Raw genomic sequence first — 15321 nt, 5'->3', positions numbered from 1 at the left:
CTCCTCATTTTTTCAGTTAAAATCAGTTTCCATTACTCCACTTATACCCAAAACCCCAGATAGTCTGGATATATTTTGGGGAAGATGGTTCATCCTCCACCTTCATTCTCAAACGGCGTATATTTACATCCACAATTTTTACATCGCCATAGTAGTTATCCCCCCAAATCTGGTTGAGGATTTGAGTGCGATCAAGAGCGATATTTTGATTTTTCAAAAACATCTCCATAATCTGGTATTCCACCTGGGTCAAGTCAATCGGCGCCCCGTTTTTACTGAGAATCCGGCTTTTCGGATTCAATTCAAATGGACCGGATACAATGGTTTTAATCTGCTGAGGCTGATTTACCATCATGTTGACACGGCGGTAAATAGCATCCACCCTCGCAACCAGTTCAGAAGGGCTGAATGGTTTTGCCACATAATCATCTGCGCCCAACATTAAGCCACGTACCTTATCCATCTCTTGCGTTTTTGCGGTAAGCATAATAATCCCAATGGTGCTACTTTTTTCTCGGAGTTTTTTGCATACCTCAAAGCCATCAATTCCTGGCATCATAATATCCAATAAGGCAATGTCAAAATCGCCATGTTGCTCCTCAAATACCCGCAGGGCATCTTCCCCACAACTAACATCCACTACTGTATAGCCAGAACGCTCCAGATTAATCACCACAAAATCACGGATTGCGTCTTCGTCCTCACAGACTAAAATTCTTTTCATCCTTCTATTCCCCCATTAAATGTAAATCAATAAAATTTTCTTTTAATTGTTGTTCTGTCAAATTGTATTGTGGGTCAGAAGTTTGGTACAATTTCGCCAAAAATACAATCTGCCCCATTGTCATAATTTCAAAATACCCCGTTGGCATCCCGGTACTTCGGATGTTGGCAGAAGTATCCATTTTTAAAGTAAAAATCTTTTCCTGTTGTTCTGTATTATCCTGATAAATATAAAAATCGATCTCATCTTTTTCCACAACAGAGTTGGCGCTTACTGTTTGCTCCCAGGTTTGGGGCAAAATAATTCCAAATCCTTGGGCGTAGTTAATATAGGTGTTACTTACCAGTTGGAATACTCCATTTTCCAGTTGGTACCATTTTGTCAAATACACTGGATTTTCACTTTCCTCGTTATAACCAGGCATAAAGCTGGTATTCGGGATCTCGATTTTCCCATCCCTGTTAATATCATAACAGGAAGGCACTTGCGTCCTTACTGTTTGGCTAAAAATATCCGAACCATAGGTTAAATTCACCAGTTGTCCATCCGAAAAAGTTAAAATTTCGGTTGCATAAGTAGAGCTTCCAATCAGTTCATCCAAGAATAAGGCAGGCCGGCCAAACGAATCCTCATTTTTTGTAATTTTAATATAATCCGCAACAATTTGATTCATGGGCGTTTGGTATGTTTGATGGAATTGCCCTCCAAGATATTCTGTTACCACCGCCATGGTTTCAATTTGTGTTTTTTCTTTTACAGTGGCCTTGCTATCCTGTAAATCCCCTGATTGTACTACAGTAATGATCTCATCTCTACCATCTTGGTTTAAATCATATACTTCCAACACTTGGTAAGAGTTGGTGTATACTTCGTAAAAGCCCTGCTGTGTGTAGGAGAATACCTGATATTGCTTTTGCGTTTTTTTCTCATCAGATGTCCCTACAATCACAAATTTTTGGTTGGTATCCGGTTCCTTTAAAAAAGAAACTTGGTCAATCGAGGTCCCGCTGAGGGGAACGGTCCATTTTGCCTTCCAGTTTCCATCTATTTGGTCCAACAAACAAATTTTTAGCCCCATATCGCTGGATGTTGTTTTACTTACATTTTTATAAAATACCATTGCTTCCTCAGAAATCTCGGTATCAATATCCTGCATCACAATTGCGGAGCGGTTGGTCCCATTCTGTGGGTATTTTAGTACAACATCATCCTCGACTAGGGAAGACTTTTTCATTGCCTTGTAAATATCCGCTTGCTGTTCTGTCATTTTCGGTGGGGAGATCATGCTATCAATATCTGTTTGGACATAGTCGCATCCCGTTAAGGAAATACAACATAAACAAGCCAAGATAACCGCAATGATCCTTTTCAATCTTATCCCCCTCTCTGAAAAACCACATAATCATCCATGATAATCATTCTTATTTTATCATATTACTTTCCAATTTACAATCGGGCAGCCAAAAAAACCAGTGAATAATTTATTTCTAAACTGTAACAAACAAAACAAACAAAAAACCTACCCGAATCTTTGGATTCAGGTAGGCAATTTTTATTACATTATGTCACTAACATATGTATCGTGTTGGTTCTAAAATCTGCCTCACATTGATATATGAAAAAAATCCAATCAAAACAACCCTGGTTTTGAAAAGAGTTTCTATCCTTATGTTTGGAATAGATTTTAAAACAGCCTATCTGCGAAACAATCTATTAGAAATCCTGCATACCAAGCTGTAAAAACTATCTTTCCTATAAAATAATACCCGTTTTACAAAATAAGATAATTCTTTTTATAAATTCAACTCTAACGTTTTACCGTGAAGATTATATTCATGGTAGGTGACCCCTGCCATATCAAACATTCTTTTAGAAGCAATAGTAGCATCAGTCTCTGCATATTTGTCCGATAAGTATACCACATGCCGAATTCCTGCCTGGATAATTGCCTTGGCACACTCGTTACAGGGGAACAAGGTGGTATAAATAGTAGAACCTTTTAAATCTTTCCCGCTATTTAAAATAGCATTTAGTTCTGCATGGCACACAAACATATATTTTGTATTTAAAGCATCCCCTTGATTATTCCAAGGAAGCCGGTCATCACTACACCCTACTGGCATGCCGTTATAGCCCAATGATAAAATTTTATGATCCCCATCTACAATACACGCCCCTACTTGTGTATTAGGGTCTTTACTGCGTTGTGCGGAGAGCATTGCAATCCCAATAAAATATTCATCCCAAGAAAGGTAGTCCTTCCGTTTCAAACCGATTCGCCTCCTAAAATACAATTCTTTTTATTTTTTATTATATCACAACAAAGCCCATAACCGCAAGAAAAAAGGAAGGTTATTTTTGCTTTTTTATACAAATTTTATCCAGACTCTTCTTTACAAAACAACCGAAAAATATTTTTATAAATCGCTGTATTTTATCTTTTGGCTATGTTATAATTTGAATAAATAAAAGACGTGTCTTTTGTAAAGTAAGGAGGTTTTTATCATGGCAAAAGTTTTAATTAGCCCTGGAAAATATATACAGGGTTCTGGAGAAATGAAAAAAATTGGAGAATATGCTGCTGGATACGGAAAAAAAGCTTTAATCCTGATTAGCAGTGGTGGAAAAAAACGAATTGGCGCGGAAATTGAAGCGAGTTTCCAAAACCAGGATTGCACCTATCAATTTGACTTGTTCAACGGAGAATGTAGTAAAAACGAAATCAACCGTTTGGTAGCCGTAATGGAGCAGGAAAACTGTGATTTTGTAATTGGTATTGGTGGTGGAAAAATCTTTGATACTGCAAAAGCAGTTGCCTATTATAAAAACACACCTGTATTAATCTGTCCGACCATTGCTTCTACCGATGCTCCATGTAGTGCCCTTTCTGTTATCTATACCGATGAAGGGGTGTTTGAGGAATATTTATTCCTTCCTTCTAATCCAAACCTAGTATTAATGGACACTGATATTATTGTAAAATCCCCTGTCCGTTTAACAGTTGCAGGGATTGGGGATGCTTTGGCTACCTATTTTGAAGCAAGGGCATGCCAACGCTCCGATGCTGCTACATGTGCTGGCGGAAAGGCAACTGGAGCTGCTATGGCACTTGCAAAACTCTGTTTTGATACCTTGATGGAAGAAGGTGTGAAAGCAAAAATCGCGTTGGAAGCTGGTGCTTGTACAGAATCCGTTGAAAAGGTGATTGAAGCTAATACCTTACTTTCTGGTTTAGGCTTTGAAAGCGGTGGACTTGCTGGTGCCCATGCAATTCATAATGGATTTACTGTACTGGAAGAATGCCACCATATGTACCATGGGGAAAAAGTAGCGTTTGGTACGATTACACAATTGATTCTGGAAAACATTCCAATGGAAGAACTAGCGGATATTATTGACTTCTGTATTGAAGTCGGCCTTCCTGTCACCTTAAAACAGTTGGGTGTCCAAGAAGTAACCGATGAAAAAATCATGGCAGTAGCAACCGCCGCCTGTGCAGAAAATGATACGCTACATAATATGCCATTTGAAGTAACACCAGAAAAAGTAAAATCCGCTATTTTGGCAGCGGACGCATATGGCCATTATTTCTTAGGAGAATAATCCAAAAGGGTACAGATAACATTCTGTACCCTTTTATCACACTAAAATATAATCCTTACTCTATTTTACTATAATCTACAAAAATTCATACTTGTATCTATCCTATATTTTGATCATTCCGTTTTTCTATCTTCCATTCCTTCTATACTAGAATCTGATATTGTCGAAAAAATAGATTTGTCTTTTTTCTAAAATAACGGTATAATAATCTTATCAATCGTACCATTTCTATTTTGGATGAGGCAGATCTTCTAAGGAGGAATGATTGGATGCGTTTTACCCCTCAAACACTGGACTTTTTATTTGAAAACAAACTCAATAATAACAAAGAATGGTTCCATTCCCACAAGCAGGAATATCAGGAACTAGTATTAGACCCTCTGGTCGATTTGGTAGAAAAATTAACTCCAACTGTACTGAAAATTGACCCTCAATTTATTACAATTCCAAAGCCCACAAAAGCGATTTCACGTATTTATCGGGACACTCGTTTTTCCAAAGATAAATCTTTGTACCGAGACAATATGTGGATTTTGTTTATCCGAGATAAAAAACTGTACCATGGATTACCTGCATATTTTGCTGATATTTCCGCCAATGGTCTTGAATATGGAGTGGGATACTACAAAGTATCCAGTGAATCTATGCTGTGCTACCGGGATATGATTTTAAAGAAAGAACCTGCTTTTTTACAGGCAAAACAGGCAGTGGAAAAAGCAAAAATCTTCTCCTTATATGGGGAACCATTGAAACGGAGCAAAGCGCCAAATGAACCAGAGGATATCAAAAACTGGCTAGATCGGAAGCAGATTGGAGTTTCCAATACCATTACAGATTTCGACCTGGTTTTCTCGGAAGATTTATACCAAACAATTGCCAAAGGTTTTGAACAACTAAAACCTGTTTATGATTTTCTCATGGCAGTGGAAACGAGAAGAAGCCATAACAACCGGGAAGATTAACTTTATAGCTGAACCTTTAAAAACGCCCTATAAAAATAGGGCGTTTTTTCTTTAGATACTTACTAGGGTATTCATTTTGAAGATGCCATTGAAATCCAACTCTACGGATTTCTCTTTTTGTATATAAATTCAATAGTTGTTCTCATTAGTTTCTAAGATGAACATATCATAAAACATTATTTTTTTCCACGATGGTACTTTCGGTATTCCCCCATGCTCATTCCAAATTTTTTGCGAAAGACAGAGTTTAGATAACCGCTACTACTATATCCCACTTTTTCCGCAATAACTTCAAAAGTATCATCAGTATTCAAAATATACTCACAGGTCTTTCGCAACTTTAATTCTTTCATGATATCAGAGAAAGACTGGTTGGTATAACGGGAAATATACCCTGTCATAAACCGAGTAGTATAGTGGAAATGTTCCGCAGTAGATTGCAGGGTAGCGGTAGAAAAATGGTCTGTTAAGTAGGAAATTACCTGGGAAATAGACAAATCTTTTTGTTCCTGCTGGCTTTCCTGTTCCATTTTGTCCCCATAATTTCTCCCCAATTCCCGAAAAAAACATGCCAATAGCAGCCGTAAATAAACAGGGTCTTTTTGCTCTGGATGAGACAGATATTCTACCATCAATTTATGCAGGAAAAACTGCAGAGAACTCTCTGGTTGTAGATGAAAAACCATACAGGAATTTTCATTGTTTACATTCATGATAGAATTCATAAAAAATGAGGTGAACAGGTGATTCCCTTCAATCATCTGCAAAAAGCTATCATCAAACATACTGGGCATAATCATGATATTAAATAGGTAATCGTCTGTCCCGAATGTTTTACATTGATGAAGGGATTGCAAATTACAAATAAATAGATCTCCCGCTATAAGTTCTGTTTCCACTCCATCACTGATACTGGTTGCCCTGCCTCGTAACAAATATCCCATCTCAAAATAATTGTGGTAATGTTTTGGGGATAGCCCATATAAAGGAGCATTAAAGGGATGGAGATAAATCCTCAAATGATCCCCTTGAAAAATCCTTTGCGTCCCAAATACTGCTGTTCCATCCTGTTTATGGGCGAGATACCCATAGTGGGAACTGGTAAATTGGGAAAATTCCTTACTCCCCGTCACATTATTTTTGGCATAGGACATTATAAACTGTTCTACTGTTTGTATTTCTGACATTCTATTTCTCCCTTATCCCTTTCTTTTTCTAGATACTTCAATTATATTCACTTTCTTTCATTATTTCAATAGACACAACCAAACCATTTTTGCAAAACAACCGTAAAATAGAACAATTTTCTTCTTTATTTATTGTAATAATTTCACAAACCAATCTTTTAAATTTAGTAAAAACAGTTAAATAGAAAATTGAATTTTTATTGTAAACCACTAATTTTTTGCTGCGTTTCATACAAAAAATTAATTATAATATTGTTTTTTTGTTCTACTTTTTATATATTTGAAATTCAATCTGTTCTATTTTTTCTATTTTTCGTTCCATTTTGTTTTGTTATAATGAGGTTATCGCAAAGGAAACACACCCAATTAAAAGGAGGAAAAGCAATGAAATATTCTTGGAAAAAAAGGATTCTTGCGGTTGGTATGGCTGCTGCTTTAGCAGCTACTGCTACAATTGCAAGTTTTCCAGCAATGGCAACTGATAGCCAAACAACAGCCCTGGCAAACTCTTTTAAAGACCCAGGCAGTGATTACCGTCCAAAAGTACGTTGGTGGTGGCCTGGTGGTGATGTCCAGGTAGATGAATTGCTGCGGGAAATGCAGGTATTATATGATAATGGTTTTGGCGGGGTAGAAATCCAACCATTTGACTATTCCTTAAAACCAGAAGCAACCTCCGATCCAAATAGCCCTGTAAAGGATTTTGGCACAGAGGAATTTTTTGAAAAAGTTCGGGCTGTATTGGATTTTGCCCGGGAAAAAGGGATGACAGTAGATCTAAATATGGGCAGTGGCTACTGTGCAGGCGCCGATTTTGTACCATTAGAGGACAATGAACAAACATTAATGTCTGCTGATGTTGTGGTAAACAGTGACCAGATAAACGCTGCAATCCCAAAATTAAGCGATAAAAATTACATGTATGAACTGTTTGACCCAAACAACAACGATTCTACAATTAAACCCGGATGGCGAACTATGAACTACCATCCAGAAACCGCTAAACTGATCACTCTATTAGCCGCAAAAGTGATGGATGGGGAACGCAATCCTGATTATACAGTACTCAACGACACGGTAACATTGGATATGACCAGCGTGGAAAAAATCACTGACTTTGATAAGGAAAGCGGAACTTTTAACTGGACATGCCCAGACCCTTCCGCACAATGGCAGATTATCGCGGTATATTCCATGTATGTTGGAAGCAATCCGATTGGTTCAGTTGAAGTAGGTGCACCAGGGGAAGAGTCCTACATGGTAAATGTATTGGATGCAGACGCTGTTGCCCGCTATTACGATAACTGGCTAGAACAGATTAAAACATTACTTCCTTATACAGAAGATGGAACATTACGTGCAGCATTTAATGATAGCTATGAATTCTTTGCCCAAAGGATTTACAGCGATACCGTATTAGAAGATTTTAAGGAAATCAATGGTTACGATATCACAGACTATACCCCAGCATTACTGATGCCTGGTAAAGATCAAATTGCTTCTTTCTTTGTCGGCAACCGCGCACCAGAATTTGCGTTTGAGGATACGGAAAACGCAGGAATCAACGACCGTTTGAATTATGATTACAATAGGGCGGTCGCAAACGGATTCTACGACGGATGGTATACAGGAAGCCAAGAAGCGCTAAAAGATACTGGTTTATTATTCCGTCAACAGGGCTACAACACTCCAATGGATATTATTAAAGCTACCAGCATGGAGGATATTCCAGAAACAGAACAAAGCAATGTTGCAAACAATAAAGTAGTTAGCTCCGGCGCCCATTTCTATGATAAAAACATGGTAAGCTGTGAATCTATGGTATTCTATGTAGATGAAGACGGGGCTGGAAACTTTAAAATGACGCCAGAAGTTTACCGCCAGCAGGCTGACCAGATTTTATCTTCTGGTGTAAACGAAATGATTTACCATGGCTTCCCTTATGTCTATAACGACGAAACCAACAGCTATGGGGTACAAAACTGGTCCGCCTTCTGTTCCGGTTATAGTGGCTATGATATTTCTACTACGATTTCTGAAGCAGACCCATATTTCAATTATATCAATTCTTTAAATGATTATGTAGCACGGTTGCAATACCTGTTCCGGGAAGGAAAATCCACTGCGGATGTTCTGGTTTACCTGCCACTGTTCGCGGATGAAACCAGCGCCCAATTTGCCCCAGTGATCAACGCTCTGGATGACGCTGGATTAGCATGGGATTGGATCAATGAAGAATTAATTGAATCCGCTACCTATGACAACGGCATTATAGTAAATGGAAAAACCTATGATGCTCTAGTTCTTCCAGATGTATCTTCCATCCCTGTATCTACCATGACAGCAATTGACCAGTTATCTTCCGCAGGCGCTCCTATAGCGATATACGGAACCACACCTTACATGCAGCCTTCCTACTCCGCTGGAGATTATGCGGCGCAAGATGCTATTGTCGCAAATTTGGCACAAGCTATGATTACCCGTGAAAATAGTCCTAGCTTTGACGATGCAGCACAGATGGCTGCATTTGTAAAAGAAAATTCCAACCCTGAAATTACTTATGATACCAATCAGAACCTTGCTGCAATGCGCCGTGACTTAGGGAATAACGGACAGTTAATCTTTGTCACAAACGACAGCAACGAGGCGACACCTGTTACCTTCCATTTGGATTCCAGCTTAACGACAGCTTATGTATTGGATGCCCAAACTGGTGAAATCTACGAAGTTCCAGTTGTAAATGGTACCGTACAAGGTGAAGTAACTGCAAAAGGTTCCATTGTACTGATTGGCGCCTCCTCTGAAGTGTTTACCAAAGCAGATTTATCCAAAGGCAACCCTATTGCACCAGATGAACCAGTTGCTACAACCAATCTTGACCAATGGACATTGACTGTTACTGGACAGGATGTAAATGGTACCTATACCGCAATCGGTGAACAAGCCCTCACCAATTGGAGGGACAACCCAACCTTAAAATACAACGCTGACCCAGGCGTGTATACAACAACATTTAATCTGGACAAAGTAGATCCAACCCAGGATTATATCCTACAGCTTGGCACACTATATGGCGTACCTGAAATTTCAGTAAATGGAAGCGAAGCAATCGCTGTACCAATGGCACCATATCAGCTAGATATTTCCCAATACTTAAAACCAGGTGAAAACACAATTTCCATTCAATTAGTAGTTGGCATCCGCAACCGTCTGATCAAGTACGGATTAGAAGGGGAAGACGGAAACGGACAGAACCAACAGGCATATTTGCAATTCGCTTCCGCAACACCAGTAAAACTGGGGATGGTAGAACCAGCCCAACTGATCCAGATACAAACAGACCGGGTAGTTGACGACACTTCCTCTGGATCCACCTCTGAACCATCCACACCATCCGATACTTCTAGCAATTCTTCTACTTCTTCCAATCCAGCAGATAACCTTCCTCAAACCGGTGATGTTGCCCCACTCATTGGTATCCTTACCTTATTCGGTGCAACTGGTGCTGCTCTTGTAATCACCAAACGCAAAAAATAAATTTCTTTTCTCTTTCTTCTCATATAGAAAAAACTCCTGCGCTACATGCACAGGAGTTTTTTGCTATTTCTTTTATCTTCCATTAAAACAGAACTTGGCATAGGATTTTTCTATAGGACATCCTAAAGGATCAAAAAATGATAGTAAAGTGATTAGTATATATTTATTCCAATTGGTTTATTCAGCTTCTATTTCCATGATTGTTTAATCACTGACAAACCAACACAATAAAGGCAGAATAAACTTTAATGGAAATATGATTCTAGTCGGCAAACTTTAGTAATTAATAATACCTGTTTTGTGTACGAGCTACTAAAGACGTAACACAGTGCTAAACCTAGAATAAATCTCTTGCCCGTGTTACACTTTATACTCGAGGATACTAATTCCTTAATTCTCACTGTTACTCGCCGTTTGGCTTACCAGATATTCTTTTGCAGTATCCAATAAAACCTGTTTTTGATTTGGGACTTTTTCTTGAATCACCAAATCCAATAAATATTCCAGCGTTTTTCCAACCATACGTCCCTGTTGGATACCAAGCTGTTGCATATCATTGCCATTGACCGCAAGCTGTTTTATTTGAAAGCACTGACCTTCACGAATAATCTGTTCCAGTAATTGCTCTAACTGGTCAATCTCCCTGGCTTCATACCAATAATTCGGGTCTTTTCCCATCACATCCGCTCGCTGTACTTGGAATAGATAACGCAAAGTAGATTCCCCTAATTTATGGAGCCATTTTTTCACTGAACGGGCTGTTCCATCAAATTCCGCACTATGCCAACGAATTAAGGTGACAACAAGCTGGGAAAAATCATTGCCGTAATGCAGGCGCTTTAAAATCTGTTCTGCCAAATCCGCGCTTTTTCCTTGATGGCCGTAAAAATGCCCCACCCCATCGTAAACGCTAAAGCATAGGGGCTTTGCCAAATCATGCAACAACATGGTTAAACGCAAAGTTAAATCCGGTTTTGTGCTCGCCAAGGCATGGACAGTGTGTTCCCAAACATCGTACATATGGTACTTGGTATGCTGCCCAAAATTCTGGCAAGGAATGATCTCAGGGATGATTTCAGCGATAATATCCGTGTATTCCAGTAATACCTGTTTTACATTATTACCACACAACAGCTTATTCAATTCATCACGTAACCGTTCCCGAGAAACATGTACCAATAATCCGCGCTTTGCATATAACGCCTGTTTCGTCCGTTCTTCTAATTGGAACCCCAAAGTGGAACAAAAACGCACCCCACGCATAATTCGTAAAGCATCCTCAGCAAAGCGTGTTTCGGGATCCCCCACACATCGGATACAATGGTTTTTTAAATCTTTCTGGCCATGGTAATAGTCGACAACTCCTTTGGTAGGATGGTACGCCATGGCATTGATCGTAAAATCACGGCGTGCCAAATCTTCCTCCAGATTTCTAGTAAACCTTACAGCATCAGGGCGCCTGTTGTCGCTGTAATCCCCATCAATCCGATAAGTTGTAATTTCCAACGGCATATCATCGATCCACACGGTAATTGTCCCGTGTTTTTTCCCTGCTTCAATGACCCGCATCTGCTGGAACACCTGTTGGGTTTGTTCTGGCAATGCATTGGTAGTAATATCATAATCGGTTGGCTGTAAACCCAACAGTAAATCCCGGACACAGCCCCCTACTACATAGGCTTCAAATCCATTTTGTTCTAATAATTGCAACGCGGTTTGTACCGGTTTTGGCAGCAGCATGCCTGCCCCTCCTTTTTATCTTAATGCTTTCATGGTAGAAATCCATTCTTTGGTTGCTTGGTCTACCCGGTTAGATTCCATAATCTTTTGCAGTGTTTTATGATAGGTCCAATCGTCCAGCCGGCTGCTCTTTAACAGATTCACCGTTTTATCACGGTATTTTACAAAAGCAACCGATAACAGCCAGGCGTTCCCCATACGGACATAATAATGGTCATTTGTAACCGAAGCGCTGGCTTCCAAAACTTTATCAATATAATCATCCTGTAAATAGTGGGATAAAAACATAATCAATACAAAGCGGATGATCCAGGGGTTATCCTGTTGTAGCAGGTCCAGCAAATAGTGGAACCCCTCCGGCGCATCTTTTTGAAAACAGGTTAATGTATTACACACCATATCACAGATTGCCCAGTTGTCAATCAGGGGCAAATAGCTGGTTAAATACTCCAGACGTTCTGAAAACGGAACGTTCCAATAACCGATTACCAAACCTTGCAGTAACCGCTCCTCATGCCAATCTCGCTGGGCTACCTGTAAAAACCCGGGCACATTCCCTTTGGCAATTTCCTTGGCAAACGACCGCAACTTTGGCGTGCGGATACCTAAAATTGCTGTATCCGGTATTAAACGCTGCTGAAACTGCTGGAATTTTGATTCAGATGATTCTCGCAAATATTGCAGCAGTTCCGTATAATCCTGAGCTGTCCAATTTTCTTTTTTCCAACCCATCCTATTCACCGCCTGTCCTATGGTTTTTGATAATATTTTCCCTGCCAGCTATCCCGCCGTACCAACTCTTTGTCAATCTCATTGAGCACGACAAATTTTTTCAGACTCCATAGCGGTCCAATCAAATCTTCTTTTGCACCATCTCCCGTCAGACGTTGAATGATGAGTTCTGGTGGAAGCACCTCCAATTGATCACAGATAATCTGGACATATTCTTCCAAACGAAGCAAAGGGAATTCTCCATTTTGATATTGTTCCGCCATCACTGTATGCTTTAACACATGCAGCAAGTGAATTTTAATACAATGCAAATCTAATTGAGATAATGCCTGTGCTGTCTCCAGCATATCCTGATGGGATTCTCCAGGCAGCCCATCTATGATGTGGGCACAAACTGGAATCCCTTTTTGGTGTAGTTTTTCGTAGCCCTCCAAAAAGTCCTGATAGGTATGGTGCCGGTTGATCCGCTTGCCCGTCTCATCGTGGATGGTTTGCAGCCCCAGCTCCACAATCAGATAAGTACGCTGGTTAATTTCTGCCAAGTAATCGACTACATCATTTGGCAGGACATCCGGGCGAGTTGAAATGCTCAGCCCAACTACTTTTGGAAGTTGGAGAATGGATTCATATTTTTGTTTTAATTCTTCCAATGGGGCGTAAGTATTGGTATATGCCTGAAAATAGCCAATATAGCTGGCTTCCGGCCATTTTTGGTGCATCTTTTGTTTGACCTGTTCAAACTGTTCCGGCAGGCTTTCCAGCGGATTTCCAGCAAAATCTCCACTGCCATAATGGGAACAGTAGGTACAGCCTCCTACCCCTTTTGTTCCATCAATGTTGGGACAGGTAAATCCTCCATTTAATGAAACCTTAAATACTTTTTCGCCAAATTTGTGGCGCAAGTGATAATTCCAAGTATGATAACGTTTGTTGTCGTCTGAATATGGAAATGAGTTTGTCATAATTCACCTCAGAAAAGCACCAAAAGTAATCCGCCTGATACCAAGGTTAATACAAACATGATCCCCCAGGTATACCAAATATACCGCAATTTCATGGTACGTTTTACCATGACCAGCATCGGCAGGGAGAAAAACGCCAAAGAAACCACCAGGGAAAAAATAATCCCATAAGTGACATTCAATTGCAATAAACTAGAAATTACTGGCAATAAAGAAACCACATCCGTATGAGGGATAATACCCAATACAGTTACCAAAAAGACTCCTAAAAATCCGGTATCAGAAATTTTTTGTGCCAACTCAAAATCCATAAACCCATTGATTAACGCGGAAATCAGAACACCCAGGACAATATAAGCCCATTGTTCCCCCATAGTATGCTTTAACTCATGTACCGCATAGCCCCACCTTCTCCGCTGGGACCAGGCAGCGTCCTGGTTTGGCGGTGCCAGGGATAAACTATCCTGATACAAATATTTTTCCCCGCCTACAAAGGAAAGACAGAATCCTGTAACAACTGCTATTATCAGACAGCATACCAGATAAACCAAAGTAAATTTCCATCCCGCCATCGCAAACATCGGTAATAAAGACGCCGCATTAATCAGGGAAGCGGAAATCAAATAAGTCATCGCTAAATGCAACGGAATTCCAAACGCTATAAAGCCAAAAAATAATGGGATATTGGTACAGATACATGCAGAAGCTACAAATCCAGAGAGCGCCGCTAACATCAGCGCCGCAAAAGGATTCAGTTTTGCCATGGCACACCGCACCTTTTCAATTGGAATGTATGTTTTTAGCCAAGAAACAGCTACCAGCACCACCACAAAAATGAAAAAAGTCCGGATTAAGTCATAAGTAAAATGGGAAATTACCTCCAGTAATTTGTCTCCTTCTGTAAGATGAAACAGCCAACTGTAAAACTGTTCAATCCACTCCTGGATGATCCCGTGTTCATGGTGATGAGCTTGTACTACATTCATTCCATAATTCCTTTCCAAATCAATTCAAGAAGATCTAAAATTATCCTCGTTTTAATATTTTAAGTAGTGGAGTAACAATTGCCGCTGTAAGGATTGCCGCCACAATCGCTTCTGGTACCCCATTCACTCCAACTGCGGTACCAATGACAGCTAATAAGGTACTGGATTTCGCACTGGCATATTCACTTCCAAAAAATAGAGCGATCCCCCCCATGACCAATATGGTATTGGTCATGGAACCAACCAAACCAGCTACGAAGCCAGAAAGATAAGTGCGGCATTTTTTGCTTGCCATCCATTGGAAAATCAGCCCTGCAAATACACCAACTAAAATACGCGGTACAAAACAGATGATTAAACTGCCAAAATTTCCGTGGTAATCCCCTAAGCTATAAAGAGGGGTAAACACAAAAGAAGTGACTATTGGTGCGACAAAACTGTTATTGATAAAACTGAGTAATCCAAACAAGAACCCCAGTATGCCACCTATCTTTGGTCCCAATAAACAAGCCCCTATAATTACCGGTATATGTAATGTGGTAACTTTTAGTGGAGAAAACGGGATGGGTATTAAACCTAAATTTGTAAAGTTTAACACAATCATTACCGCTACCAATAGGGCAATTTGTACCAAGGTTTTTGTTCGTTTGTTTGTTTCGCTTTCCATGATAATTCCTCCTGCTGCAATTCTGCTATATGCAGATATCGCGCAAATGTATCCGTTTTAGAATCGTTATAATCCGATTGCAGCAACTAGCTCTCTATTTAGATGAACCGTCCCTGTGTGATTGTAATATTCCAAAGCAGACCAAATTCATTATACACGAAAACAGTATAAAATACAATAAAACCTTGTTGTTAAATTGTATGATTAACTTATTCACAAAT

The 15321-nt window shown here is 39.7% G+C and carries 12 protein-coding genes; 3 read left to right on the top strand and 9 right to left on the bottom strand.

The window, feature by feature from the left end:
* Positions 1-22: 22 nt before the first annotated feature.
* From H8Z77_RS10240 to H8Z77_RS10230, 3 genes are all read right to left on the bottom strand, one after another.
* The gene (locus H8Z77_RS10240) at positions 23-724 is read right to left on the bottom strand and encodes a response regulator transcription factor (RefSeq protein ID WP_186996936.1); all 702 of its coding nucleotides are present in this window, start codon (positions 722-724) and stop codon (positions 23-25) included.
* A gap of 4 nt (positions 725-728) precedes the next feature.
* Positions 729-2096, bottom strand: coding sequence for a hypothetical protein (locus H8Z77_RS10235; RefSeq protein WP_069986884.1), 1368 nt, complete (start codon positions 2094-2096; stop codon positions 729-731).
* 421 nt (positions 2097-2517) lie between these two features.
* Positions 2518-2994 carry a deoxycytidylate deaminase gene (locus H8Z77_RS10230; RefSeq protein ID WP_069986883.1) on the bottom strand — a complete coding sequence of 159 codons (477 nt, stop codon included), beginning with the start codon at positions 2992-2994 and terminating at the stop codon, positions 2518-2520.
* Between the two features lie 235 nt (positions 2995-3229).
* Here H8Z77_RS10230 and H8Z77_RS10225 point away from each other — a divergent pair, with 235 nt between their 5' ends.
* Both H8Z77_RS10225 and H8Z77_RS10220 read left to right on the top strand, forming a co-directional pair.
* On the top strand, positions 3230-4327 hold the full coding sequence (locus H8Z77_RS10225; protein WP_069986882.1) for a glycerol dehydrogenase: 1098 nt from the start codon (positions 3230-3232) through the stop codon (positions 4325-4327).
* A gap of 269 nt (positions 4328-4596) precedes the next feature.
* On the top strand, positions 4597-5289 hold the full coding sequence (locus tag H8Z77_RS10220; RefSeq protein WP_069986881.1) for a DUF2461 domain-containing protein: 693 nt from the start codon (positions 4597-4599) through the stop codon (positions 5287-5289).
* A 176-nt stretch (positions 5290-5465) separates the two neighbouring features.
* On the opposite strand, the gene H8Z77_RS10215 is transcribed toward H8Z77_RS10220, so the two are convergent.
* Positions 5466-6476, bottom strand: a complete 1011-nt coding sequence (locus H8Z77_RS10215; RefSeq protein WP_186996935.1) for an AraC family transcriptional regulator — start codon at positions 6474-6476, stop codon at positions 5466-5468.
* A gap of 384 nt (positions 6477-6860) precedes the next feature.
* On the opposite strand from H8Z77_RS10215, the gene H8Z77_RS10210 reads away from it, so the two are divergent.
* Positions 6861-10013, top strand: a complete 3153-nt coding sequence (locus tag H8Z77_RS10210; RefSeq protein WP_186996934.1) for a glycosyl hydrolase — start codon at positions 6861-6863, stop codon at positions 10011-10013.
* A 390-nt stretch (positions 10014-10403) separates the two neighbouring features.
* Here the strand turns inward: H8Z77_RS10210 and H8Z77_RS10205 are convergent, their stop codons facing one another.
* The 5 genes from H8Z77_RS10205 to H8Z77_RS10185 are packed head-to-tail and all read right to left on the bottom strand — an operon-like array spanning position 10404 to position 15100.
* The gene (locus tag H8Z77_RS10205) at positions 10404-11753 is read right to left on the bottom strand and encodes a CCA tRNA nucleotidyltransferase (RefSeq protein ID WP_186996933.1); all 1350 of its coding nucleotides are present in this window, start codon (positions 11751-11753) and stop codon (positions 10404-10406) included.
* A 15-nt stretch (positions 11754-11768) separates the two neighbouring features.
* Complete coding sequence (locus tag H8Z77_RS10200) at positions 11769-12485, bottom strand: DNA alkylation repair protein (protein WP_186996932.1); 717 nt, start codon at positions 12483-12485, stop codon at positions 11769-11771.
* Positions 12486-12502: 17 nt separating this feature from the next.
* Positions 12503-13447 (bottom strand): tRNA modification radical SAM protein MnmL/YtqA, encoded by a 945-nt coding sequence (gene mnmL / locus H8Z77_RS10195; RefSeq protein ID WP_186996931.1) that lies wholly within the window; start codon positions 13445-13447, stop codon positions 12503-12505.
* A gap of 8 nt (positions 13448-13455) precedes the next feature.
* Positions 13456-14433: a permease gene (locus H8Z77_RS10190; RefSeq protein WP_069986875.1), complete on the bottom strand. Its 978-nt coding sequence runs from the start codon at positions 14431-14433 to the stop codon at positions 13456-13458.
* 40 nt (positions 14434-14473) lie between these two features.
* Positions 14474-15100 (bottom strand): ECF transporter S component, encoded by a 627-nt coding sequence (locus tag H8Z77_RS10185; protein WP_069986874.1) that lies wholly within the window; start codon positions 15098-15100, stop codon positions 14474-14476.
* Positions 15101-15321: the final 221 nt, after the last annotated feature.

Source organism: Clostridium facile (assembly GCF_014297275.1).
Lineage (GTDB): Bacteria > Bacillota > Clostridia > Oscillospirales > Ruminococcaceae > Massilioclostridium > Massilioclostridium facile.
The sequence above is the reverse complement of the archived record's forward strand: the minus strand, read 5'-3'. Positions and strand labels throughout refer to the sequence as shown.